At 73.4% G+C, this 23,802-nt stretch carries 24 protein-coding genes; 10 read left to right on the top strand and 14 right to left on the bottom strand.

Features of this window, described 5'->3' with window-relative positions; translation table 11 throughout:
* Positions 1–31 precede the first annotated feature (31 nt).
* Positions 32–682: a TetR/AcrR family transcriptional regulator C-terminal domain-containing protein gene (locus tag ACIQTO_RS07025; RefSeq protein ID WP_402383924.1), complete on the top strand. Its 651-nt coding sequence runs from the start codon at positions 32–34 to the stop codon at positions 680–682.
* A 117-nt stretch (positions 683–799) separates the two neighbouring features.
* Positions 800–1,186 carry a hypothetical protein gene (locus ACIQTO_RS07020; protein ID WP_402383921.1) on the top strand — a complete coding sequence of 129 codons (387 nt, stop codon included), beginning with the start codon at positions 800–802 and terminating at the stop codon, positions 1,184–1,186.
* A gap of 93 nt (positions 1,187–1,279) precedes the next feature.
* Here ACIQTO_RS07020 and ACIQTO_RS07015 read toward each other — a convergent pair whose 3' ends face one another.
* The gene (locus ACIQTO_RS07015; RefSeq protein ID WP_402383919.1) at positions 1,280–1,873 is read right to left on the bottom strand and encodes a DUF6891 domain-containing protein; all 594 of its coding nucleotides are present in this window, start codon (positions 1,871–1,873) and stop codon (positions 1,280–1,282) included.
* Between the two features lie 63 nt (positions 1,874–1,936).
* Here ACIQTO_RS07015 and ACIQTO_RS07010 point away from each other — a divergent pair, with 63 nt between their 5' ends.
* Positions 1,937–2,899 (top strand): DUF1152 domain-containing protein, encoded by a 963-nt coding sequence (locus ACIQTO_RS07010; RefSeq protein ID WP_402383916.1) that lies wholly within the window; start codon positions 1,937–1,939, stop codon positions 2,897–2,899.
* Positions 2,900–2,981: 82 nt separating this feature from the next.
* On the opposite strand, the gene ACIQTO_RS07005 is transcribed toward ACIQTO_RS07010, so the two are convergent.
* Both ACIQTO_RS07005 and ACIQTO_RS07000 read right to left on the bottom strand, forming a co-directional pair.
* Entirely contained in the window at positions 2,982–3,527 is a 546-nt protein-coding gene (locus ACIQTO_RS07005) for an FHA domain-containing protein (protein WP_402383913.1), read from the bottom strand.
* A gap of 100 nt (positions 3,528–3,627) precedes the next feature.
* The gene (locus tag ACIQTO_RS07000; protein WP_402383910.1) at positions 3,628–4,179 is read right to left on the bottom strand and encodes a DUF1697 domain-containing protein; all 552 of its coding nucleotides are present in this window, start codon (positions 4,177–4,179) and stop codon (positions 3,628–3,630) included.
* A 99-nt stretch (positions 4,180–4,278) separates the two neighbouring features.
* On the opposite strand from ACIQTO_RS07000, the gene ACIQTO_RS06995 reads away from it, so the two are divergent.
* On the top strand, positions 4,279–4,749 hold the full coding sequence (locus ACIQTO_RS06995; RefSeq protein ID WP_380577543.1) for a pyridoxamine 5'-phosphate oxidase family protein: 471 nt from the start codon (positions 4,279–4,281) through the stop codon (positions 4,747–4,749).
* 15 nt (positions 4,750–4,764) lie between these two features.
* Here the strand turns inward: ACIQTO_RS06995 and ACIQTO_RS06990 are convergent, their stop codons facing one another.
* Positions 4,765–5,121, bottom strand: a complete 357-nt coding sequence (locus ACIQTO_RS06990) for an ArsC/Spx/MgsR family protein (RefSeq protein WP_402383907.1) — start codon at positions 5,119–5,121, stop codon at positions 4,765–4,767.
* A 143-nt stretch (positions 5,122–5,264) separates the two neighbouring features.
* Here ACIQTO_RS06990 and ACIQTO_RS06985 point away from each other — a divergent pair, with 143 nt between their 5' ends.
* Both ACIQTO_RS06985 and ACIQTO_RS06980 read left to right on the top strand, forming a co-directional pair.
* Positions 5,265–6,482: a cytochrome P450 gene (locus ACIQTO_RS06985; RefSeq protein ID WP_402383905.1), complete on the top strand. Its 1,218-nt coding sequence runs from the start codon at positions 5,265–5,267 to the stop codon at positions 6,480–6,482.
* Positions 6,483–6,669: 187 nt separating this feature from the next.
* Positions 6,670–7,788 carry a PP2C family protein-serine/threonine phosphatase gene (locus ACIQTO_RS06980; protein WP_402383902.1) on the top strand — a complete coding sequence of 373 codons (1,119 nt, stop codon included), beginning with the start codon at positions 6,670–6,672 and terminating at the stop codon, positions 7,786–7,788.
* A 138-nt stretch (positions 7,789–7,926) separates the two neighbouring features.
* Here ACIQTO_RS06980 and phnE read toward each other — a convergent pair whose 3' ends face one another.
* Genes phnE through ACIQTO_RS06965 form a run of 3 tightly spaced genes read right to left on the bottom strand, consistent with a single transcriptional unit; the run spans position 7,927 to position 10,381 of the window.
* Positions 7,927–8,748: a phosphonate ABC transporter, permease protein PhnE gene (gene phnE, locus ACIQTO_RS06975; protein WP_402383900.1), complete on the bottom strand. Its 822-nt coding sequence runs from the start codon at positions 8,746–8,748 to the stop codon at positions 7,927–7,929.
* On the bottom strand, positions 8,745–9,470 hold the full coding sequence (locus tag ACIQTO_RS06970) for a phosphonate ABC transporter ATP-binding protein (protein ID WP_402383898.1): 726 nt from the start codon (positions 9,468–9,470) through the stop codon (positions 8,745–8,747). The genes phnE and ACIQTO_RS06970 overlap by 4 nt, the downstream gene beginning before the upstream one ends.
* Positions 9,470–10,381, bottom strand: coding sequence for a phosphate/phosphite/phosphonate ABC transporter substrate-binding protein (locus ACIQTO_RS06965; protein WP_402383895.1), 912 nt, complete (start codon positions 10,379–10,381; stop codon positions 9,470–9,472). Before ACIQTO_RS06965 ends, ACIQTO_RS06970 begins: the two co-directional genes overlap by 1 nt.
* Before the next feature lie 379 nt (positions 10,382–10,760).
* Here ACIQTO_RS06965 and ACIQTO_RS06960 point away from each other — a divergent pair, with 379 nt between their 5' ends.
* On the top strand, positions 10,761–12,830 hold the full coding sequence (locus tag ACIQTO_RS06960) for an alkaline phosphatase D family protein (RefSeq protein ID WP_402383893.1): 2,070 nt from the start codon (positions 10,761–10,763) through the stop codon (positions 12,828–12,830).
* Positions 12,831–12,974: 144 nt separating this feature from the next.
* On the top strand, positions 12,975–14,054 hold the full coding sequence (locus ACIQTO_RS06955; protein ID WP_402383891.1) for a zinc-binding dehydrogenase: 1,080 nt from the start codon (positions 12,975–12,977) through the stop codon (positions 14,052–14,054).
* A gap of 23 nt (positions 14,055–14,077) precedes the next feature.
* Here ACIQTO_RS06955 and ACIQTO_RS06950 read toward each other — a convergent pair whose 3' ends face one another.
* Positions 14,078–14,806: a GntR family transcriptional regulator gene (locus ACIQTO_RS06950; RefSeq protein ID WP_402383888.1), complete on the bottom strand. Its 729-nt coding sequence runs from the start codon at positions 14,804–14,806 to the stop codon at positions 14,078–14,080.
* 281 nt (positions 14,807–15,087) lie between these two features.
* Here ACIQTO_RS06950 and ACIQTO_RS06945 point away from each other — a divergent pair, with 281 nt between their 5' ends.
* On the top strand, positions 15,088–15,798 hold the full coding sequence (locus ACIQTO_RS06945) for an HAD family hydrolase (RefSeq protein ID WP_402383886.1): 711 nt from the start codon (positions 15,088–15,090) through the stop codon (positions 15,796–15,798).
* Positions 15,799–16,129: 331 nt separating this feature from the next.
* On the opposite strand, the gene glnA is transcribed toward ACIQTO_RS06945, so the two are convergent.
* Complete coding sequence (gene glnA / locus ACIQTO_RS06940) at positions 16,130–17,542, bottom strand: type I glutamate--ammonia ligase (RefSeq protein ID WP_402383884.1); 1,413 nt, start codon at positions 17,540–17,542, stop codon at positions 16,130–16,132.
* Between the two features lie 254 nt (positions 17,543–17,796).
* Between glnA and ACIQTO_RS06935 the strand changes: the two genes are divergently transcribed.
* Complete coding sequence (locus ACIQTO_RS06935; protein WP_380577554.1) at positions 17,797–18,264, top strand: RDD family protein; 468 nt, start codon at positions 17,797–17,799, stop codon at positions 18,262–18,264.
* Positions 18,265–18,397: 133 nt separating this feature from the next.
* Here ACIQTO_RS06935 and ACIQTO_RS06930 read toward each other — a convergent pair whose 3' ends face one another.
* The 5 genes from ACIQTO_RS06930 to ACIQTO_RS06910 all read right to left on the bottom strand — a co-directional run bounded on the left by ACIQTO_RS06930 (position 18,398) and on the right by ACIQTO_RS06910 (position 23,708).
* Positions 18,398–19,087 carry a DUF4191 domain-containing protein gene (locus ACIQTO_RS06930; protein WP_360627933.1) on the bottom strand — a complete coding sequence of 230 codons (690 nt, stop codon included), beginning with the start codon at positions 19,085–19,087 and terminating at the stop codon, positions 18,398–18,400.
* A 116-nt stretch (positions 19,088–19,203) separates the two neighbouring features.
* On the bottom strand, positions 19,204–19,434 hold the full coding sequence (locus ACIQTO_RS06925) for a hypothetical protein (protein ID WP_402383881.1): 231 nt from the start codon (positions 19,432–19,434) through the stop codon (positions 19,204–19,206).
* Between the two features lie 215 nt (positions 19,435–19,649).
* A complete protein-coding gene (locus ACIQTO_RS06920) occupies positions 19,650–20,606 on the bottom strand; it encodes a lipoyl synthase (RefSeq protein WP_402383879.1) in 957 nt (318 codons plus the stop codon).
* Positions 20,607–20,756: 150 nt separating this feature from the next.
* Entirely contained in the window at positions 20,757–21,554 is a 798-nt protein-coding gene (lipB, locus tag ACIQTO_RS06915; protein WP_402383876.1) for a lipoyl(octanoyl) transferase LipB, read from the bottom strand.
* A 162-nt stretch (positions 21,555–21,716) separates the two neighbouring features.
* On the bottom strand, positions 21,717–23,708 hold the full coding sequence (locus tag ACIQTO_RS06910; protein ID WP_402383874.1) for a helix-turn-helix domain-containing protein: 1,992 nt from the start codon (positions 23,706–23,708) through the stop codon (positions 21,717–21,719).
* Positions 23,709–23,802 lie beyond the last annotated feature (94 nt).

Here is a 23,802-nt window from a genome sequence, read left to right as displayed (position 1 = left end):
GGGATCGGGACGACAGGAAGGGGCGGCCGGGATGCCGTCGAAGCTGGACCGCGCGCAGGTGGTCGACGCCGCCCTGCGCCTGCTCGACGAGACCGGGCTCGACGGTCTCACCCTGCGTCGCATCGCCACCGCGCTGGACGTCAAGGCGCCCGCGCTCTACTGGCACTTCGCCAACAAGCAGGCCCTGCTGGACGAGATGGCCACCGAGATGCTGCGCCGGATGTCCGCCGGCCCGGCGGTGCCGGAGTCCTGGCAGGAGGCGCTCACCGGCACCTGTCGGACCCTGCGGGCCGCCCTGCTCGGCTACCGGGACGGCGCCAAGGTCTTCAGCGGGACGCGGCTCACCGACTACGGCCACATCGAGGGCCAGAACGCCGTGCTGGCCGTGTTCGTCCGCGCCGGATTCGAACTCGGCGACGCCGCACAGGCGTTCACGACCGCGTACGCGTACACCATCGGCTTCGTGATCGAGGAGCAGGCCGTCCACCCCGTGCCGGGGGAGCGGGCTCCCGGCTACGACCCGGCGGAGCGGGCCGCCGCCATCGATCCCGCGCACGGGTTGGCCGCCGCGGCCGGGCGGGACTTCTTCGGGGGCTTCGAGCAGCGCTTCGAGCGCGGTCTGGCCGTCGTCGTGGCCGGCGTGGAGAAGGTCCTCGGACCGTCAACTCCTGGTATCCCCTAGGGGATTCACCCCGGTGTCCTTCGGGGCGGGGTGGCCCGGGCGCTCCGGGGGCGGCCAGGGGGAGGGTACCGCCGGGGGTCGATGGCGCGGCCCGGGCCGCCGCCTACCGTCGGAGCCATGACCACAACGACCATCACCGCGCGCCCCGCACGCCGCCCCGCACCGGTCCGCCCGGCCCTGCTCGCGGCCGCCGCCGTGCTGCTGCTCGGAGCCGGTCTGACCGCCTGCAAGGGCGGTGCCTCGCTCTGCACCACCGACACCAGCTGCGACGTCGTCGTGCGCACCGACGGCGGTGACGCCACGCACAGTGTCGAGGTCTTCGGCGGCGACCGGACCGTGAAGCTGACCATCAGTCACATCACCGATAAAGCGGCCGAGGTGAAGATCGGCGACGAGACCAGGACCATCACCGAAGGGGCCGAGACCGCCGTCGGCACCGCGAAGATCACTCTGCGCAAGGCCGACGCCCACGACCACTACGCCGAACTCCACGTCAGCCGCTGAGCCCCCGTATCCGCCGAACACCGCACCCGCCGAACACCGCACCCGCCGAGTGCCGCGCCCGCCGAGACCTGTGCCCGTCGAGTGCCGCACCCGCTACTCGGGCAGCCGGTTGAGCCAGGTCAGCGGCGTCACCGCGATCGCCTTCTGCGGCGAACCGTCCCACTCCACCGACAGGCCGGCCGCCTCCAGCGCCGCGACCACCGCGCGGCCGATCTCCACCGTCCTGCGCTCCGCCGACTCCGTGCTCTCGTCCTCGGCCCGGAATCCGCCGTAGCGCAGCATCAGGCCGAGCCCGGCGGCCGCCCCTTCGGTGTCCTGCTGGTGGAAGAAGACGAAGCCGCGCGAGTCCTCGTCCGCCTCGCCGCCGATCTCCGCGTAGCCGCAGCCGGCGCAGCAGGTGAAGTCCATCGCCGCGACGATGCCCTGCTCCTCCAGCGCGTCGAAGGCCTCCTCCAGCCGGTCCACGTCCGTCGTCTCCGGCCACGACGCCTGCTCGGCCAGCCGCTCCTGCCAGACCGGGGCGACGATCTCCTCGGCGTCCTCCGGTTCCAGTCCCTGGTCCTCGAACTCGTCGACCAGGGACTCGGCTATCTCGTCCGGCTCCTGGAAGCCGCAGCGGATCAACTCGCGGGCACGCTCCTCGGCCTCGCGCCGTACCTCGAAGCTGAGCTCGGTCTCCTGGTTCATGCCCGCATCCTCGCACCGACCACCGACAGTCCCGCCGACCGCCCCCGGTGCTGATGTCCCCCGATGCCCTCCCTCCTCGAACCGCCCCTGATGACCCGTCTGCTGGGTGCCGAGCGCATCCTGGTCGCCGGCGCCGGCGGCGGATTCGACGTGTACGCGGGCCTGCCGCTGGCGCTCGCCCTGCGCGCGGCCGGCAAGGAGGTGCACCTGGCCAACCTCTCCTTCAGCCACCTCTACGGCCTGCCCGCCGAGGCCTGGTGGGAGCAGGACGTCGCCCGGATCCGTCCCGACACCGCCGCCCCCGAGGGCTACTTCCCGGAGCGGACGCTGGCCCGCTGGCTGCACCGGCACGGCATGCCCGACACCGTCTGGGCGTTCCCCTCGGTCGGTGTGCGGCCGCTGCGCGCCGCCTACCGGGCGCTCACCGCCCACCTCGCCGTCGACGCCGTGCTGCTGGTCGACGGCGGCACCGACATCCTGATGCGCGGGGACGAGGCGGGGCTCGGCACGCCCGAGGAGGACATGGCCAGCCTGGGCGCGGTCGCCGGGCTGACGGAGGTCCCCGAACGCCTGGTGGCCTGTCTGGGCTTCGGGATCGATGCCTTCCACGGCGTCAACCACGCCCTGGTGCTGGAGAACCTCGCCGCGCTGGAGCGGGCCGGCGGCTACCTCGGGGCCTTCTCGATCCCGCGCGACAGCCGGGAGGGCGTGCTCTACCTGGACGCCGTCGAACACGCCAGGGCGGCGTTCCCCGAGCACCCGAGCATCGTCAACGGCTCGGTGGCGGCCGCGCTGCGGGGCGAGTTCGGCGACGTCCGTTTCACCGACCGCACCAAGGGCGGCCCGCTGTTCGTCAATCCCCTGATGACGCTCTACTTCGGCGTCACCGTCGAGGCGCTGGCGGCCGAACACCGCTACCTGCACCTGATCGAGCGCACGGTGCTGACCCGGCAGATCAGCAGTGTGATCGAGGAGTTCCGCGACGGCCTGCCGGCCCAGCGCCCGCCCCGCCAGTTCCCGCACTGACGGCGGCCGGAGCCGATGGCGGCCGGAGTCGACGGCGGCCGGTGCTCCCGCGCTGGGGCGCCCCTCCCGCGGGGGCGGGCGCTCAGCCCGGGGCCAGCCGGAACTCCAGGTTGCCGAACCGGACCTGGTCCCCGGGGCGGACCCGGACGCCGCCCGCGACCCGGAGGCCGTTCACATGCGTGCCGTTGGTCGAGCCGAGGTCGTACAGGACCCAGTCGTCGCCCTCCCGCCGCAGCTCGGCGTGGTGGCGCGACACCGAGGCGTCGTGCAGCCGCAGGCCGGAGCCGGGGATCCGGCCGATCGTCAACTGCCGTGCCGCCGGGTGCGGCAGGCTCAGTCCGGGCAGGCGCTCGGTCCGCCAGGCCCCGCGCAACCGCACCCCGAAGGACGAGAGCTGACCGACCGTCCGCAGCACGAAGCGGCCGACCGGGTTGCCGGTCGGCAGGTCGGCCATCGCCCGGTCGAGCTCGGCCCGGCTGTTGGCGTGCAGCACCAGCTCCATCCGCCCGAGAAAGGTGTCGTGGGACAGCCGGCCGCTGCCCGCACCCTCTCGCAGGACCCCGAGCGCGTGGTCCCGCTCGGCCTCGGACGGCCGGACCACGCTCGTCCGGATCTCTGGAGACGTCATGGCCCGATTGTCGGCTCGGCCGCCCCCGGCTGTCCAGATTGCCGGGTGCTCCGGTCCGTCGGGGCACGCCGCCCCCGGGACGGCGGCCCGGCCTCCGGGGTCAGGACTTCCGGGCGGCGGCCAGGATCTTGACGGTGGTGTGCAGGAACCGGGCGGTGGCCGAGCCCTGGTAGGACGGGCCGAAGAGCTTGCGGCCGGCCCGCCACTTGCCGTCCTTCAGGTGGACCACCACATAGGCGGCGCCGGCGTCGGCACCGACCACCTCGTAGTCCCCCTTGGGCGAGGTGTACGGGACCGGGAAGTCCGCCGGCAGCGGCTCGGAGAGGAAGTTGACCACCAGTCGGATCTCCGGTGTGACCTCGATGCCCGCGAACGGTTCGGCGGCGAGCAGCTCCGCCACCTCGTCGACGGTGCGCAGCATCACCGGGACGGGGTAGCCGAGCGCCTCGGCCAGGTGCTCCTCGATACGCCGGGTGAGCGCGGCGCGGTCCGGCTCGGCGGTGCGGAAGAAGACGTTGCCGCTCTGGATGTACGAGCGCACCTCGTCGAGGCCCAGCTCGGTGAAGAGGGCGCGCAGCCGCTCCATCCTCACCGTCCGGCCGGCGACGTTGACGGCCCGGAGGAACGCGATGTACGTGGTCGTGGTGGTCACCCGCCCAGTCTGGCAGCGGCCACCGACAAGCACCGGGCACCACCGGCCACAGACGGCCACCGGAGGCCGGCCGTCGGTGCCCGGTGCCAGACTGGCGCCATGGCTACCTGGCAGGATTTCGAGCACGAGGCACCCGAGCTGGCCTCCGCCGTGCGGGCCCGCTTCGAGGCGAACAAGCACCACGTCCTGGCGACGCTGCGCAGCGACGGCTCACCCCGGGTGAGCGGTACCGAGGTGGACTTCAACGGCGCCGATCTGACCCTCGGGTCGATGCACGGCGCGATGAAGGCGCGCGACCTCCAGCGGGACGCCCGCTTCGCGCTGCACAGCAATCCCAGCGACGAGACCTTGGCGGGCGGTGACTCCAAGGTCTCCGGCCGGGCCGTCGAGATCACCGACGAGACCGAGCTGGCCGCCTACGCGGCGGACCTGCCGGAGCCGCCGCCCGGTCCCTTCCAGGCCTTCCGGCTGGAGCTGGAGCAGGTGGTGCACACCACGGTGGGCGACGACCACCTGTGGATCACCTCCTGGCACCCGGGGGAGCCGGTACGGCGGATCCAGCGGCACTGACCGCGGCCGCCCCGGCTACGGCAGGACGGACTTGAGGACGTCGGGGGTGCGGGCCACCACGGCGCGGCCGTCGTCCGCGGTGATGATCGGGCGCTGGATCAGGATCGGGTGGTCGGCCAGCGCCGCGATCCAGCGCGCCCGGTCGCCCGGCTCCCTGGTCCAGCGCTTCATGCCCAGGTCCTGGGAGGTCTGCTCGTCGAGCCGGGTGATGTCCCACGGCTCCAGCGCCAGCCGCTCCAGGACCTGCTCCAGCTCCGCGGCGGTCGGCGGGTCCTCCAGGTAGCGCCGCACGGTGTACTTCGCGCCGGCCGCTTCCAGCGCGCCGAGCGCGGTACGGCACTTCCCGCAGCGGGGGTTGATCCAGATCTCCATGCCGCCAGGGTACCGACCGCCGGTCCCCGATCGGGTGAACCCGGGTTCGCGGGAACTACCGTGCGTCCACCGGCGGTTTACGAACCGGCAGCGGGACCGCGGGAGCGCGGCCCCGGGAGCGGGTCGCGGGAGGGGAGCACCGGGTGGACGGCGCGTCGATCATCGAGAGGCTGACGGCCGACAGGGGCACGGCCGATCCGTACCCGCTGTACGCGCGGGCGCACGAGCTCGGCGCGGCCTTCGCCGCCGGGCCCGGCACGGTCGTGGTGGTCGGGCACACCGCGGCCAACCAGGTGCTGCGCAACCCCGGCTTCGGCCTGGCGGACATCGAGCTGCTGGGGCAGGCGGACGCCGAGCTGGCCCGGCACGCGTCGGTGACCCTGCTCGGCCGCTCGATCCTGCAGCGCAACGCCCCCGACCACGCCCGGGTGCGCTCGCTGATCGCCTCGGCCTTCAACGCCCGCCGGGTGGCCGCGCTGCGACCGGTCGTCGGGGCCGCGGTCGGCCGGCTGCTGGACACGATGGCGGAGCAGGGCGGGGACGGCTCACCGGTCGACTTCATGGACGCCTTCGCCTTCCGGCTGCCGGTCGAGGTCATCTGCGAGCTGCTGGGCGTCCCGGAGCCGGACCGCTACCGCTTCCGCGGCCTCGCGGGGGACCTGACCATCGCCCTGGAACTGGTCCAGGACCTCGCCGAGCTGGCGGTCGCCGACGCCGCCGCCGACGAGCTGTCCGGCTACTTCACCGCGCTGGTGGCCGAGCGGCTGGCCCGCCCGAAGGACGACCTGGTCAGCGACCTCGCCCGGATCGCCGCCGACGCCCCGGAGCGGATCTCCGGCCGCGAGCTGCTGGCCAACCTGGTCCTGCTGCTGGTGGCCGGCTTCGAGACCACCACCAATCTGCTCGGCAACGGGCTCGCCCTGCTCTTCCGGCACCCGCGGGCGATGGAGGGGCTGCGCACCGGCGCACTCGACCCGGCCCGGTTCACCGACGAGGTGCTGCGCCACGACTCGCCGGTCCAGCTCACCACCCGGATCGCGACCGCCGAGGGGCTCTCGGTGGCCGGTGTGCCCGTGCCGCCCGGCACCATGGCGCTGATCCTGCTGGCCGCCGCCAACCACGACCCGGCCCGCTACCACCGCCCGGAACTGTTCGACCCGAGCCGGACGGACAGCCAGCCGCTCAGCTTCGGCGGCGGCCCGCACTTCTGTCTCGGCTCCCAGCTGGCCCGGCTGGAGGCCGAGGTCGCGGTGCCGGCCCTGCTGGACCGCTTCCCGCGGCTCGCGCCCGGCGGTGTGCCCACCCGGCGGGACCGGCTCGTCCTGCGCGGCTTCGAGACCCTGCCGGTCACCGTCCGCTGAGCCGCCGGGCGGCTCCGCACGGGGGCGCCGGGCCGGCTCCGAAACGGGCCGTTGGGCCCGGGCGGCCGGGACCAAAGCAAGGGGGCCGTTCGGGCGGCGGTGGGAGAGCATGGAAGGGACGAACCGGTCGTTTCCGGCCCGGTCACCCCGACCGCGGCCCCTGCCGGTCGGCCAGGAGGTCCCCGCCGTGCCCACAGCGCCCCGTCCGCCGGACCGGGCGGCCGTGGAACCGAGCGCACCCCGCTGGGTGGCCTGGCTGCCGGTGCTCCTGGTCCTGCTCGACCTGGTGGCCGAGGCGGTCGTCCCCGACGCGGTCGCGGCCGGGTTCCTGCTCACCGCGCTGCCGGTCGTGGTGGCGTTCTCCTACGGCCCGGTGCTGACCGCCGGTGCCACCGCCGGGGCCCTCGGGCTCCAACTCGCCCTGGCGGGGCGGGCCGGACACCTCTACGAGCAGCACCACGTCTGGGTCTACATCTCCACCCTGCTGGCCGGCGTGATGGGCACCGCGCTGTCCTGGCAGCGGACGCGGCAGCACCGCACCCTGCTGCGCACCCGGACGGTCGCCGAGACCCTGCAGCGCACCGTGCTGCGCCCGGTCCCCGAGCGGGCCGGCGGGCTGCGGGTGGCCGGCCTGTACCGCCCCTCACAGGCCGAGGCGCTGATCGGCGGCGACCTCTACGAGGTGTGCGACACCCCCTTCGGGGTCCGGGTGCTGCTCGGCGACGTCCGGGGCAAGGGCCTCGGCGCGGTCCGGACGGTCGCGGACGTGCTGGGCGCGTTCCGGGCGACCGCGCACGACACCGCCGACCTGGTCGAGCTCGCCGAGCAACTGGACCGCGCGGTCCTGCGGGACGCGGCCGACCGCGGCGACGACGAGCTGTTCGTGACGGCCGTCCTGCTCCAGTACCGGTCCGGCTCGAACGAGGTGGAGATCGTCAACCGGGGCCACGTCACGCCGCTGCTGCTCGCCGACCGCGGCATCGCCCCGGTGCACTGCCCGTTCGACCTGCCGCTCGGCCTCGGCCATCTCAACCGGCCCGGAGCGGCCCTGTCCGGAGCGGACCGGCCCGCCCGTCCCGGACCGTCGACCGTCCCGCTGGCGCCCGGCCAGACCCTGCTGCTCTACACCGACGGCGTCAGCGAGGCCCGGGACGCCTCCGGCGCCTTCTACCCGCTCGCCCACCGGCTCGCCGCCCTCGGCACGACCGCCCCGGACCGGCTGGTCTCCTTCCTCGCCCAGGACGTCCACGCCTACGCGGGCCTGCTCGCCGACGACCTCGCCGTCCTCGCCCTCACCCCCGCCTGACGGCCCTCGCGCGGCCCCGCCCGCCCGCCCGCGCCCCGGTCACACGTTCGGCGTGCGGCGCCGGCGGCGGCCCTTGTCGTGCGGGACCGTCTCCGCCGCGGACCTCCCCACCCCCGGGTGTCCGGCCTGTCGGCGTGCTCAGGCGAGGCGGCGGCGGACCGCGGCGGAGAGCAGGTCGACGGCGACGATGAGGACGAGGACCACGAGGATGTGGGTGAGCATCTCGTCGAAGCGGAACAGCTTGATGGACTGGTTGATGAGGAAGCCGATGCCGCCCGCGCCGACGAGGCCGAGGATCAGAGAGGCGCGGACGTTGACGTCCAGGCGGTAGAGGAGCAGGCCGGCGAGCCGGGGGGTGACGGTGGGCAGCAGGGCGTGCAGGGCGACCTGGACGCGGCTGGCGCCGGCGGAGCGCAGGGCGCGGGAGGGGCCGGGGTCGGCGTCCTCGATGGCCTCGGCCCACAGCTTGCCCATCACGCCGACGTTGTGGGCGACCAGGGCGAGGACGCCGGGGAACGGGCCCAGACCGACGGCGGTGACGAAGACCAGCGCGAAGACGACGTCGGGCACGGACCGCAGGAAGGACAGCACGGAGCGGGCGGTCTGGTAGACGAGGCCGGAGGGGGCGACGTCGCGGGCGGCGAGCAGGGCGAGCAGCAGGGAGGGCGGGATCGACAGGGTGGTGCCGAGCAGGCCGATCCACAGGGTGACCAGGGCAGCGTCCAGGCTGGGCTTGAGGACGGACCATTCGAGCCTCGGCGGGAAGGCCTCGGCGAGGAAGGAGGCCATGCCGTGCCAGCCGTCGGCGAGGGCGCCGAGGGACATCTCCGTGGTGTTCCAGGCGATGACATGGACGGCGGCCAGGGCGCCGGTGACCGCGACCGCGGTGGCGACGGCGCGGGGGCGGCGGGGGCGGGCCGGGACGGGAAGGCGGCGCAGGCCTCGGGGGGCGGTTGTCATGACAGGCTCTTCGCGGGTTCGGGCCGGGTCTGGGGCTGGTAGAGGATGTCGACGTCCTGGTCGGGCGGTCCGTCGAGCAGGATCCGGCCCCCGTGCAGGCCGACGATCCGGTCGGCGTGGCGGGCGGCGAGCGAGGGCTGGTGCAGGACGGCGACCACGGCGAGCCCTTCGTCGTGCGCGAGTTCGGCGAGCAGGGCCAGGACCTGTTCGGAGGCCGCGGGGTCGAGGGCGGCGACGGGTTCGTCGGCGAGGATGACGGAAGGCCGCTGGCACAGGGCGCGGGCGACGGCGACGCGCTGCTGCTGACCGCCGGAGAGGCGGTCGGCGCGGTCGTGCGCGCGGTCGGCCAGTCCGACCCGGTCCAGGCAGGCCATGGCCTCCTCGCGCAGGTCACGGGGGAACAGACGGGGATGCAGCGAGTGCCGCAGCGGCAGGCGCCCGAGGGCTCCGGCACACACGTTGTCCAGGACGGTGCGCCGGGCCACCAGGTGGATCTGCTGGAAGACCATGGCGAGGACGAGCGGGTCACCGGCCCCGCCGTCGAGGGTCACCTCGCCCTCCGCCATCGGCTGCAGGCCGGCGGCGGCGCGCAGCAGGGTGGACTTGCCGCAGCCGTTGGCCCCGAGCACCGCGAGGAACTGGCCGCGCGGGACGGTGAGATCGACACCGCGCAGGACCTCGCGTTCGCCGTAGCGCACCGTGATGCCGGCGAGCGCGAGCATCACAGGTCCTTGTCGGTGAGGTGGAGGGTGGCGGCGAGGTCGAACAGCGGCTGGTAGGTGCTCTTGTCGACGGCGACCAGGGGGGCGGCGGGCTTGACGGCGAGCAGGGCGCCGATCTGGCCGACCTTGTCCGCGGGCAGGTGCAGCAGGGCGTCGGCGACCGCCTGCTTGAACGCGGGGTCGAGGTTGCCACGCACCGTGATGGGGTCGTTGGGGATGGCGTCGGAGGCCCAGATCTTGCGGAACTTCGCGGGGTCGAAGGTCTTGGAGGCGGTGGCGCTGGCCTGCTGCTGGGAGTTGATCTCGGCGGCGTCGACGGTGCCCTTGGCGAGGGCGAGCAGCGATTCGGCGTGGCCGCCCGCGTAGTTGACCTTGACGTCCTCGGGCTTCAGGCCGGCGTCGATGACGGCCTTGCGGGGCAGCGCGTCGCCGGAGGTGGAGCCGACCGAGGACAGGGCGAGGGAGTGTCCGGCGAGGTCCTTGACGCTCTGGACGGGGGAGTCGGCGGGGACCCAGATGCCGGCGGTGTAGCTGGAGACCTTGCCGGAGCTGTCGCCGAAGGAGGCGACGGCCTCGGCGCCCGCGCGCTGCTGGGCGAAGACGTAGCCGAGCGGGCCGAACATGGCGATGTCGAGCTTGCCGTTCTGCAGGGCCAGGACCTCGGCGGAGTAGTCCTCGGTGATGGTGAGCTGCACGGGGCACTTCAGCTGCTCACCGAGGGACTCGGCCAGCACCTGGGCGGCGGGGGTGAGCTTGGCCGGGTCCTCGAAGGGCTCCACGCCGAAGCGGATCTTCCCTCCCTGGCAGGTCGCGGACTTCGCGGCCGAGGAGGAGCCGCCGCTGCCGCAGGCGGTCAGCGACAGCGCGGCGAGGGCGCCGGTGAGCAGGAGGGCGAGAGGACGAACGCGCACGGGGGGCTCCGGGGTGAGCAGCTGGGAGGGGCCGGGGCGCGGGCCGGCGGTGACCGCTCGGGGCGCCGTCGAAGGGCCGGCAACCGGAACGCTGTCAGGCCCCGCCGTCACAGGTCAACCGCTTGTTGTGACAAGTCACTTCCTGTTCATCCGCCCGTGACCTCGCCTGTCCGGTCGGCCGGGCGGGCCGACAGGCGGAGCGAGTGGACGAATTGGGCAGGCCCGAGGGTCGATCGGGGCAGTCGGACGGGTCTCTCTGCTTGCCCGGCCCGTTCGCCCCGCAGGCCTGCGGAGTGAACAGTGAATGACTTGTCGTGACAGGTTATTGCCGGTGGGCGAGGTTCGCTGCGACGGTTTCCGCCGAAGGAGGAACACCATCATGAGCTCAGACGGAATCCACCGACGGTCCTTCCTGGTCGGCGGCGCAGCCGCCCTGACCACCGCCGTCGCCACCACTGTCGCCACCGCCCACCCGGCCGGCGCCGACACCGCCGTGCCACCGCGCGCCGCGGTGCTCGAGTACGCCGACCAGTGGACCAAGGCCACCGGCCTGGCCGAACTGCTGCGCCGAGCCGGCTTCACCGTCGTCCCCTTGGACACCGCCCGCGCGGCCACCGCGCAGGGCGTCGACCTGATCGCGTTCGGCAGCTTCACCAACAACGGCTCCCAGTACCCGGCCTACGTGGCCGCGCAGGCCGCCTCGCTGCGCGACTTCGCGGCCGGCGGCGGCGTGGTGCTGGACCTCGCCCAGTCCGACCAGTACGGCGCTGCCGTCTCCTACCTGCCGCCCGCCCTCGGCGCGGTGCGCACCGACGCCGACTACGACACGATCCTGCCCGTCGCCACCGACCACCCGCTGGTGTCGGCGTTGCCGGTGGCCTCCGGCAAGGTGCTGACCGGCCGTGCCACCGGCATCCGGGTCAGCTGGGAGACCGTCGGCAGTTGGACGTCGATGCGGGTCCTGATGGCCTGCACCACCGGCGGTGCCACCCCCGCCCTACTGGAGGGCGCGCACGGCGCGGGCCGGTTCCTGGTGACCAGTCTGACCGTCGACAAGTGCTTCGACAGCACCGGAGCGGCGGTCCAGCCGGCCGCCGCGGTGCAGGACAGCGTCACCTTCTTCACCGCTCTCGCCTCCTACGTCGCCCGGGTGCGCGCGGGCACCGCCCCCGCCGTGACCCCGACCCCGATGCCCGCCCAGGCCCCCGTCGGCCCGCTGGTCGGCCATGTCGACACCACGACCGCCCGGCTGTGGGCGCGCCCGGGCCTGGACCCCGCCGTCTACCCGACCTGGCGCTGCACCGTCCGCACGGCGGCGGGCTGGTCGACCAGCGTCGACGTCCCCGTCTCCACGGCCAACGACAACACCCTGCTGGCCGACGTCGGCGGCCTGCAGCCAGCGAACCACTACACCTTCACCATCGCTCCCGTGGTGAGCGCGCCCGGCTTCACCCCGTTGGCGGGCTCGTTCACCACCTCTCCCGCCGCCGGCGCGGCCGCGGTGGTGACCATGGGCCTGGGCTCCTGCGCCCCGTCCGTACCGAACACGGTCTGGACGCGGATCGTCGACGAGGGCTGCGACAGCTTCGTCATGCTCGGCGACACTCCCTACGTCGACTCCGGCGACCTCGCGGTGGCGCGCGGCAAGCACCGGGCCTTCCTCGCCCAGCCCGAACTGGCCAAGATGGTCGCGGCCATGCCGACCTGGGGCACCTGGGACGACCACGACTTCGGCACCAACGGCGTCAACGGCTCCTTCGCCGGCAAGGCCAACACCCGCGCCGCCTTCGTCGACTACCGCGCCAACGCCTCCTTCGGCCACGCCGCCGACGGCACCCGCCTGACCGCCAGGACCGCCGGACAGGGCGTGTACACCTCCTTCCGCCGGGGCCCCGTCGAGGTCTTCCTGCTCGACCCGCGCTGGTTCAGTGCCACCGGCCCCAGCTGGGCCGACCCCACCCGGACCACCTGTCTCGGGCAGGCCCAGTGGGACTGGCTGCGGGCCGCGCTGCGCGCCAGCACCGCCCCGTTCAAGGCGATCGCCTCCGGCATGATCTGGGACGACAAGGGCAACGCGGAGACCGACGACTGGGCGACCTACTCCTACGAGAAGGACGCGATCCTCGACTTCCTGGCCGCCGAGCGGATCCCCGGGTGCTTCCTGCTCAGCGGCGACATCCACAGCTCACAGGCCCTCAACTACGGCCCTCGGATCGGCTACGACCTGTGGCAGTTCGTCGTCAGCCCGCTGCACGGCAGCACCATCTCCGGTCTCAACGCCGCCAACCCCGCCCTGGTGTCCAGCGCCGTCGAGCCCTACACCTTCCTCAAGCTCGTCGCCGACACCACCGTCTCCCCGGCGACGCTCACCGCCACCTGGATCAACCGGGACGGCAAGCGCCTGTTCGAGGTCCACCGCACCGCCACCGAACTCGGCCACCCCGCCTGACCGACCGGCACCGAAGTCCCACCCTCGAACCCCTGCTGCCGCGACCTCTTCACCGGGTCGCGGCAGCAGGGGTTCACCCACTCTTCCCTATTCTTGTCATGACAAGTACTTGATCGCGGTCGAGTTTCATGACAAGTTCGGCCCATGAGCGTTCCCATCGACACGATCCCGGTCCGCCTTGCCCGCTGGGAGGGCGTGGACAGGCCCTTCGCCCTGCTGGAGACCGTCACCGCCCGTACCCCCGGCCCCGGCGAACTGCTGGTGCGCATCGACCTCGCCACCGTGTGCGGCAGCGACCTGCACACCGTCGAGGGCCGCCGCCCCTCGCCCGCCCCCTCCCTGCTCGGCCACGAACAGGTCGGCACGGTGGTCGGCGTCGGCGCCGGCGGCGTGCGCTGTGTGGACGGCACCCCCGTCACCGAGGGCATGCGGGTGGTCTGGTCGGTCGCCGCCGCCTGCGGCACCTGCGAACGGTGCACCCGCGGACTGCCGAACAAATGCCTGGAGCTGCGCAAGTACGGCCACGAACCGTGGTCCCCGCAGGCCCCACTGAACGGCGGCTTCGCCACCCACTGCGTCGTGCTGGCAGGCACCGCCGTGGTCGCCGTCCCCGCCGACCTGCCCGACGCCGTCGCCAGCCCCGCCTCCTGCGCCACCGCCACGGTCGCCGCCGCGCTCGCCGCCGCCGGCCCGCTCGCCGCACGCCGGGTCCTGATCACCGGCGCGGGCATGCTCGGCCTGACCGCCGCCGCGATGGCCGCCGCCGCCGGAGGCCGCGTCACCGCCGTCGACCCCGACCCCGAACGGCGCTCCCGAGCCCTGTGCTTCGGCGCGAGCTTCGCCCTCGACACCACCGAGGACAGCGGCGAAGCCGACCTCGCCCTCGACTTCTCCGGACACCCCGCCGCCGTCCAGCGCTGCCTGGACTCGCTCGCCGTCGGCGGCCGGGCCGTTCTCGTCGGCTCCGTCTCCCCGGGCCCCTCCGTCGCCCTCGACCCCGAACGCCTGGTGCGCGGCCTGCACACCGTCACCGGCGTCCACAACTACCGTCCCGAGCACCTGGACGCCGCCGTACGCTTCCTGACGGACCATCACCGCAGCTTCCCGTTCGCGGACCTGGTCGCCGACGCTCACCCCCTCGACCGCATCGCCGACGCCGTCGAAGCCGCCCGCAGCGGCGTCGCCCCGCGCCAGGCACTCGCCCCCCACGCGCCCGCCCAGTGAGCGCGACCTGCCCGCGCCGACCGTTACAGCTGCGCGGAGCGCGCCGAGCGGGTGTTGGTGACCGTCACGTTCGCCACGTCCGGGCGGTAGCGGTCCTCCGACCACTCCACCGCCACCCCGCGCGCGTCCGTCGTCAGCCGCCGCTCGCGCAGCAGCGGCGCACCCACCCCCACCTCCAGCAGCTGCGCGTCGACCTCGTCGGCGGCCACCGCGTCGAAGGTGTGCCGGGCCGCGGCCAGCTCCACCCCGTTCGCCGTCAGCAGTGCGTAGATCGAACCGGCGTCGAGATCCGCGTCCAGCAGCGGGCGGCCCACCGCCTCGATGTACGTCATCCGCTCCAGCATCGCCGGACGCCCGTCCAGCAGCCGAAGCCGCAGCAACTGCACCACCAACGCGTCCGGGTCCACCTCCAGCGCCGCCGCGACGGCCGCCTGGGGACGGCGCAGGGCGATCTCCTGCAGGCGCTGCCCCGGGGCGTGCCCGGTCAGCCGGGCCCTCGTCGTGAAGGAGAGCAGCGACTCGAACGGCTGGGAGGGCACCGCGTCCAGCACCACCGAACGCCGCCCCTGGCCGCCGCTGATCAGTCCCTCCTCCCGCAGTGCCGCCAGCGCCTGTCGCACCGGCGTCCGCGAGGCCGCGAACTCCTCGCACAACTCCGCCTCCGAGGGCAGGAACTCGCCCACCTTCAACGAGCCGCCGCGGATCCGCCGGCGCAGTTCGGCGGCGACCACGCCGTGCAGTGATTCCTTCACGGAACCGACCCTACAGGCCTGCCGCCCGCCCCCGACAACCACCTGTCACCACATGTTCTCCGCCCCGCCGCGACCCCTGCCGAGCCCGCGTTCCAGGCGAATCCGCCACCCCGCTCCGGCATCCGCCAGATGAACAACCGACCTCCTGTAAGGACAAGCTGCCACCGGATGTCCAAGCCGCACAGCACCCGCCGTAGGCCCCGGCCCCCGCCGCGCCCCTACCTCACGACAGCCCGCCGGACCCGCCCCGCCCTCCGCCCCCTGACGAACAGGACTCCGTCATGACCACCCCCCGCTTCCCCATCCAGCTCGTCTGCCTCGACATGGCCGGTACCACCGTCCACGACGGCGGCGCCGTCCTCGCCGCCTTCCACCAGGCGCTCGACACCATCGGCATCCCCACCGGCTCCCCCGAACACGACACCGCCGTCGCCTACGCCCTCGACACCATGGGCCAGTCCAAGATCGAGGTCTTCCGCGCCCTCACCGCGGGCGACGAAGACCGCGCCCGGGCCGCCAACCACGCCTTCGAAACCGCCTACGACCAGTCCATCGACGCCGCCGGCGTACGCGAGATCCCCGGTGCCGCCGACACCATCGAGCGCCTGCGCACCGCCGGCCGTCACGTCGTCCTCACCACCGGCTTCTCCGCCGCCACCCGTGACCGCATCCTGCGCGCCCTCGGCTGGCAGGACCTCGTCACCCTCGCCCTCTCACCCGCCGACGCGGGCCGCGGCCGCCCCCACCCCGACATGCTCCTCGCCGCCCTGCTGCGCACCGGCACCGAGTCCGTCCACCACCTCGCCGCCGCCGGCGACACCACCAGCGACCTCCTCGCCGCCCACCGCGCTGGTGCACGTATCGCCGCCGCGGTCCGCACCGGCTCCCACGCCGACACCGACTTCGCCACCGTCCCCCACACCCACATCCTCGACAGCGTCACCGACCTGCCCGCCGTCCTCGACCGCGTCGACGACGCCACCACGCCGTAGTCCACCGAACCCCGCGGACCTCTCCTGGCCGACCGTGGCCCCGACCCGCGCCCACCGCCCGGCACGAGCAGAGCCGGGCGGTCCGTCCCGGTCACGGCCCGCGGCGCGCGGCAGCCAACGCCGTCCAGGGCTCCGTCAGTGAACTGCCACGGCCCGCGCTGCCGAAGGATCCCGTGCCTTGATCAAGAAGCGCCCCGGCCGCCCGAACGCCCGACCTGCGACGTGACAGCTCGACGCGGCTCGGCCGAACGACGTTTCCGCAGGCCAGCGGGGTGCTGACCTGCGGAAACGGTGAGAGACCGACCTGCGTTCCCGCAGGCCGGAGGGCCTTCTACAGGTCGTAGTACAGCTCGAACTCGTGCGGGTGCGGCCGCAGGGCGATCGGGGCGATCTCGTTGGTGCGCTTGAAGTCGATCCAGGTCTCGATCAGGTCGGGCGTGAAGACGTTGCCCGCGAGCAGGTACTCGTGGTCCGCCTCCAGGGCCTCCAGCACGGCCGGGAGCGAGGACGGCACCTGCGGCACGTTGGCGTGCTCCTCGGGGGCCAGCTCGTAGAGGTCCTTGTCGACCGGCTGCAGCGGCTCGATCTTGTTCTTGATGCCGTCGAGGCCGGCCATCAGCATCGCGGCGAACGCGAGGTACGGGTTGGACGACGGGTCCGGCGCGCGGAACTCGATGCGCTTGGCCTTGGCGTTGGAGCCGGTGATCGGGATCCGGATCGCGGCCGAGCGGTTGCGCTGCGAGTACACCAGGTTGACCGGCGCCTCGAAGCCGGGCACCAGGCGGTGGTAGGAGTTGACCGACGGGTTGGTGAAGGCGAGCAGCGAGGGGGCGTGCTTGAGCAGCCCGCCGATGTAGTAGCGGGCGGTGTCGGAGAGCCCGGCGTAGCCCTGCTCGTCGTAGAAGAGCGGCGAGCCCTCGGTCCACAGGGACTGGTGGACGTGCATGCCCGAGCCGTTGTCGCCGAAGATCGGCTTCGGCATGAAGGTGGCGGTCTTGCCGTTGCGCCACGCGACGTTCTTGATGATGTACTTGAACAGCATCAGGTCGTCGGCCGCGTGCAGCAGCGTGTTGAACTTGTAGTTGATCTCCGCCTGGCCGGCCGTGCCCACCTCGTGGTGCTGGCGCTCGACCTCCAGCCCGGCCGCGGCCAGCTCCAGCGACATCTCGGCGCGCAGGTCGGCGAAGTGGTCGACGGGCGGGATCGGGAAGTAGCCGCCCTTGTACTTGACCTTGTAGCCGCGCACGTCGCCCTCGGCGGAGCCGCTGTTCCAGGCGCCGGCCTCGGAGTCGATGTGGTAGTACGACGCGTTGGCGCTGGTGTCGAAGCGCACCGAGTCGAAGACGTAGAACTCGGCCTCGGGGCCGAAGTACGCGGTGTCGGCGATGCCGGAGGAGGCGAGGTACGCCTCGGCCTTCTTCGCGACGTTGCGCGGGTCGCGGCTGTAGGCCTCGCCGGTGACCGGGTCCTGGATGAAGAAGTTGATGTTGAGGTGCTTGTCCCTGCGGAACGGGTCGAGCCGGGCCGTGGCCAGGTCCGGGACGAGTGCCATGTCGGACTCGTGGATGGCCTGGAAGCCGCGGATCGACGAACCGTCGAACATCAGGGTCTCGGACGGGTCGAAGGTCGCCGCGGGCACGGAGAAGTGCTGCATGACGCCCGGGAGATCGCAGAACCGGACGTCGATGAACTTGACATCTTCGTCCTGAATGAACTGCTTCACTTCGGCGGCGTTGTTGAACATCCATCCTCCTCGGCGTGCGAATGGGCCTCACCCTAGGAACGGGCCGTTTCCAACCGGTGACCCGGTCGTTTCCTGAATGTTAACCGCCGCCCTCCGGTGGGCGGCAAAGTCGTATGCTCCGGGGCAAAATGCCACGCCCGCCCGGATCGCGGGCGTTGAGTGGTCTGGACCACCCGGGAAGCCCCGGGAGACGCGATTCACCCTCCGGGGGAGCCGGTGCCGGGCCGCGCCGTCCGCCCGGTTAGTGTGGATTCGTGGACACCAGAGAAGCGTTGGGATCGTGGATCGACGGCCCGAAGGCGGCCGCCGAGAAGATGGGTGCCGACTTCGGCCACCGCGGTGAGCGCCTCGGACTGCCCCGGGAGGGCACCGGCTCGATCGCCGGCCCGGGCCGGCGCCTGGGCGCGCTGTTCGTCGACGGCTGGCTGGTCGCCCTGGTGGCCTACGGGCTGCTCGGCAAGGGCTCCCCGGCCTCGGCCAACCTGTGGACCACCCCGCTGTTCTTCGCCGTCACCGTGCTGCTGCTCGCCACCACGGGGACGACCGTGGGCAAGCGGCTGTTCGGCCTGCGGGTGGTCCGCCTGGACGGCCGTCGCGCCACCATCCCGCAGGTGCTGCTGCGCACCCTGCTGCTCTGCCTGGTGGTGCCGGCCCTGGTCTGGGACCGCGACACCCGCGGTCTGCACGACAAGGCGGTCGGCACGGTCGAGGTCCGCATCTAGCCCCTACGGCCCGCCCGCCGGACCCCCGCCCGCCGGGCGGACGACCCGGACCGGCAGGCCGGCCCCCCGAACGATGAACGGCCCCGCCGCGGAGATTCCGCGGCGGGGCCGTTCATGTCGATGGGGGAGGGGGTCAGCGGACCTGGCCGCCCTTGGGCATCCGGGCACCCTTGGGCATCGGGCCCTTGGGGATCGGCGCCTTGGAGAGCAGGTCGCCCAGCGCGCGGAGGCGGTCGTTGGTCTCGGTGACCTGGGCGGGCGTGATCGCGCGGGGCAGTCGCATCAGGTGGATCTGCAGCTTCTTGAGCGGGATCTCGCCCTCGCCGGTGCCCACCACGATGTCGTGCACCGGTACGTCGCCGACGACCCGGGCCATCTTCTTCTTCTCGGACGCCAGCAGCTGGCGGACCCGGTTCGGGTTGCCCTCGCCGATCAGCGCGATGCCGGCCCGGCCCACGGCGCGGTAGACCGCGTCCTGGTTACGGGTGACCGCCACCGGGGTGGAACTCGCGCTCCACCCTCGCTTGATGTTGTTCAGCACCGCCGCCACGGCCCCCGGCTGCCCTTCCATCTGCCCGAACGCGGCGCGTTCGGCCCGGCGCCCGAAGACGATCGCCATGGCCAGGAAGGCCACGATGAAGCCCAGGATGCCCAGATAGACCGGGTGGTCGATTGCGAAGCCGATGGCGAGGAACACGCCGAAGGTCAGCAGGCCGACGCCGGCGATGATCAGGCCGATCTTGGTGTCGACCTTCTTGGTCATGGTGTAAGCCAGGCGGATCTGCTTCAGTCGCCCGGGGTTCTCGGATGTTTCCCTCGCCATAACGCTCATGGTACGTGCCGTGGGTACGGGATAACCAAGCCCGGGTACCCGTTCGCCCCGAACCGTGACCCGAGTGCCCCGGGACGAACGCGCACGGTGGCCGTTCCGGGCCGGGGTCAGCGGCGTGCGGACTCCACCGCGGGGCCGCCCGGCAGGGCGTCGCGCTCGCGGTCGGCCGCGTAGCGGCGGTCCTCGCAGACCGCGGCCCAGGCGTTGCGCCGGGCCTGCCGCTGCCCGCCCGCGAGCAGCACACTCTCGGCCAGCCGCAGCGCGGTGCCCATCGACCGGATGCCGACCTGCATGTCGAACAGCTCCTCTTGTGGCGGAAATGATTCGAACGCTTCCATCCTCACCACCCCGTGTTACCAGCCCGTGACCTGCCAGTCAAAGCCTGGTGAACCCGAAAGGGCGGAGCCGAAGCTCCGCCCCTCAGATGGCTCAAACCGACCGGTGGTCGGACCGGACCGCGATCGGGCCGACCCGTTCGCCGCCGACCCGCTCCGGCTCGATCCGCTCCAGCTCGACCCGTTCGCGGCCGACCGGTGCGCGGACCGGACGGCGGTCAGACCGCCGTCGCCCGCGCGCGGTGCTCCAGCGCCTGCCGGTACAGCCGCCCGGCGCGGTACGAGGAGCGCACCAGCGGGCCGGACATGACCCCGGCGAAGCCGAGCTCCTCGGCCTCCTGCTGCAGCTCGACGAACTCGTGCGGCTTCACCCAGCGCTCGACCGGGTGGTGGCGCAGCGACGGGCGCAGGTACTGGGTGATGGTGATCAGCTCGCAGCCGGCGCCGACCAGGTCGGCCAGCGCCTGGCTGACCTCCTCGCGGGTCTCGCCCATGCCCAGGATCAGGTTGGACTTGGTGACCAGCCCGGCCGCGCGGGCCTGGGTGATGACGTCCAGCGAGCGCTCGTAGCGGAACGCGGGGCGGATCCGCTTGAAGATCCGCGGCACCGTCTCGACGTTGTGCGCCAGCACCTCGGGGCGGGACGAGAAGACCTCGGCCAGCTGCTCCGGCACCGCGTTGAAGTCGGGGATCAGCAGCTCGACGCCGGTGCGGCCGCTCTCGCGGCCGGCGGTCAGCGCGTGCACCTGGCGCACCGTCTCGGCGTACAGCCAGGAGCCGCCGTCCGCCAGGTCGTCGCGGGCGACGCCGGTGATGGTGGCGTAGTTGAGGTCCATGGTCACGATGGACTCGGCGACCCGGCGCGGCTCGTCGCGGTCGAAATCGGCGGGCTTGCCGGTGTCGATCTGACAGAAGTCGCAGCGGCGGGTGCACTGGTCACCGCCGATGAGGAAGGTCGCCTCGCGGTCCTCCCAGCACTCGAAGATGTTGGGGCAGCCGGCCTCCTGGCAGACCGTGTGCAGCCCCTCCTTCTTCACCAGCGACTGGAGGGCGTTGTACTCCGGCCCCATCTTCGCGCGGGTCTTGATCCACTCGGGCTTCCGCTCGATGGGGGTCTCGCTGTTGCGGACCTCCAGGCGGAGCAGCTTCCTGCCGTCGGGTGCGACAGCGGACACGTGCGACTCCTAGAACTAGACGGGGTACCCCCAGGGTACGCCTGTGCTTGTACGGCCTGCGCCGGGCCCGTGGCCCTCAAACGCAGGGCAACAGTGCTACCGGCAGGTAGATTCCCGGGTGGCGCGGTCGGCCCGCGCCCGGGTTCGGACTCAGCGGCCGAGTGCCGGTTCCGGCAGTTCGGCGAACACCTCCGCCAGGCGCTTCTCGACCACGGACAGCGCCTCGCCGACCCCGAAGTCCCGCGCCAGCTCACCGGAGAGCGAGGCCACGCCCGCGTCCCGGATCCCGCACGGCACGATCCGGTCGAACCAGGTCATGTCGGGATTGCAGTTCAGCGCGAAGCCGTGCATCGTCACCCCGCGCGAGACCCGGACGCCGATCGCGGCGAGCTTGCGGTCGTCGCCGCGCTGTCCGGCGTTGGACGGCGCGTACTCGGGGCCGGCCAGCCGCGGGTCGAGGCCCAGCGGCAGGCCCATCCGCAGGGTCAGCTTGCCCATGTCGACCACCTGCGCCGGGTCCACCACCGCGTCCGGGATGGTCGCGCCCAGCACCCAGACCCCGCTGCGGCCCTCGATCCGGGTGGTCTCCACGCCGAATTCGCCGCAGGCCCGGATCAGGGCCTCCTCCAGCCGGCGCACGTAGGCGACGACGTCCATCGGCTCGGGGAGCTTGACGATCGGGTAGCCGACCAGCTGGCCGGGCCCGTGCCAGGTGATCTCGCCGCCCCGGTTCACCTCGACCACCGGGGTGCCGTCCAGCGGCAGGTCGGCCGGGTTGGTGCGGCGGCCCATCGTGTACACCGGCGGGTGCTCCAGCAGCAGCACGGTGTCGGGGATCTCGTCCGCGACCCGCAGGGCGTGCAGCCGCTGCTGCTCCTCCCAGGCCTCCTGGTAGGGCACGGCGGCATCGCCGGTGCCCAGGCGCACGAACCGTACGTTCCCGCTCATGCGCCCACCTCGTTGCGCTCTGTGGCCACTGCTGCTCCTTGCCAGGCGTTCGAGACCAACCTCGCCACTGTACGCCCGCGCCACTTTCGGCCGTTCAGGTGCCCGAGGGTGGCCGGGGGCCCGGGGCTGCCCGAGGGGGCCCGCGGGCCCGGACGCGGTGGTTCAGGTGCCCGCGAGCAGCTGCAGGCGCAGCGCCAGCTGGAGCTCCAGCGAGCGCTCGGGGTGGTTCCAGTCCCGGCCGAGCAGCACCTCGACCCGGTCCAGCCGCTGCACCACGGTGTTCACATGGACGTGCAGCTCGTCCTTGGCGCGGGTCAGGCTGCCCCCGCAGTCGAAGTAGGCCCGCAGGGTGCGGACGAGTTCGGTGCCGCGCCGGGCGTCGTAGTCCAGCAGCGGACCGAGCGTCGCGCCGACGAAGCCGTCCACGTCGTGGCCGTCGCCGAGCAGGACGCCCAGGAAGCCGAGGGCGCGGGCCGAGGCGCCGTCCCCCGCCCGGCCGAGCACCCGCAGGGCCCGGACGCAGCGCAGGCCCTCGGCGTACGAGGAGGCCAGCGCGACCGGCCCGGCGGCCGGGCGGCCGACACCCACCGTGACCGGGAACCCGGCCAGCCGGGCGAGCCGCTCGGCGGCCAGCTCGGCCACCTGCTGGGCGACCGCCGCACCCGCCGCGGCGCTCAGCGCGCCCGCCACGGTTCGCGTCGTGCCCGCGGCGCCCGCCGGGCCGAGCGTCGAGCCGTCGTCCGGGAGCAGCAGGACCACGGCCTCGTCGTGCTCCGCGCTGATGCCGCGCGAGCCGAACAGGTACCGCCCGGCGGCGCCCGCCAGCCGGCCGCGGTCGGCCGGCGCGTTGCCCGGGGCGCCGGCCGGTTCGGCGACCAGCACCAGATGCGGGCGGCCGAGGTCCACGCCGAGCCGGCGGCCGCGCGCGGTCAGGCCGGCCGGGTCGCGGTCGGGGGCGGTCAGCAGGTCGGCGAGCAGTTCGCCGCGCACCCGGTTCTCGGTCTCGGCCACCGAGCGGCGCAGCAGCAGGAGCAGCGCGGTGACCACGCCGGCCCGTTCGAACAGCCGCCGGTCGGCGTCCTCCAGGCCGGGCCGCCCGCGCAGCACGAGCGTCCCCAGCGGCTCCTGGCCGGCCAGTACGGCGCAGACCCAGTCCTCGCCGTGCCGCACCGACCGGCCCTCGGCCCGGGAGGCGGCGACGGCCTCGGCCAGTCCCTCGGCGGGCCCGGCCCGGCCGGCCAGCGGGTCGCCCTCGGTGTCCAGTACGGCTATCTCGCCGCCCAGCAGGGCGGCCACCGCGGCGGCGACGTCCGGTACCTCGGCGCCGCGCAGGACGAGGTCGGTGAGCCGGTCGTGGCCCTGCTCGGCCCGCTGGACGGCGGCGGAGTGGGCCCGGATCAGCTCGTTGGCGCTGTTCAGCTCGGCCAGCGCGGCCCGGGTGCCGGCCAGCGACCCGGCGGTGTCCAGCGCGATCGCGGCGTGCGCGGCCAGGGAGCAGAGCAGCGCGACCTCGTCGGGGGAGAAGGCGCGCGGGGAGCGGTCGGCGGCGAACAGCACCCCGATCACCCGGCCGCCGAGCAGCAGCGGCACCCCGATGATCGCGACCAGGCCCTCGTCCAGCACGCCCGCGTCGATCGTGCCGGTGTGGTGGAACCGTTCGTCGGTCCGGTAGTCGGGGGTGGCGTACGGGCGGGCGGTCTGGGCGACCAGCCCGCCGAGGCCGTCGCCCAGGCTCAGCCGCAGGGTCTGGAAGAGCACCGAGACCGAGCCGTCGGTGACCCGCATGTAGGTGTCGCCGGCGGCCTCGTCCGGGAGGGTCAGATAGGCGGTGTCGGTGCCGAGCAGCAGCCGGGCCCGGCGGACGATCGCCTGCAGCACGGTGTCCAGGTCCCGGGAGGCGGCGAGGTCGCCGGCGGTGTCGAAGAGCGCGGTCAGTTCGGCCTCGCGGCGCCGGTGCTGACGCAGGGTCCGGTGCACCCGCAGCGCCTGCCAGGTGGCGTCGTCGATCTCGCTCAGCACGGCGGCCGGCGCCCCCCGGCGGCGCGCGTCGGCCAGGACGTCGGCGAAGTCCTCGGTGGCGGCGCCGGAGGCGAGGAGGTCCAGTAACCGCCGCAGCGCCGGTGCCGCGCCGGTCTCGGGACGGGGGTCGTTCACGGTACGGCCGCCAATCGGCTGTGGGTCTCCGGCCCCGAGGGGCGCCAGGACGGAAGCGCGATCCTAGCCGCTCGGGCCCGGCGGGCGCGGGTGG

It is taken from the genome of Kitasatospora sp. NPDC091207 (assembly GCF_044768625.1).
GTDB lineage: Bacteria > Actinomycetota > Actinomycetes > Streptomycetales > Streptomycetaceae > Kitasatospora.
Note: the sequence above shows the minus strand (reverse complement) of the source record. Positions and strands in the feature narration are given on the sequence as shown.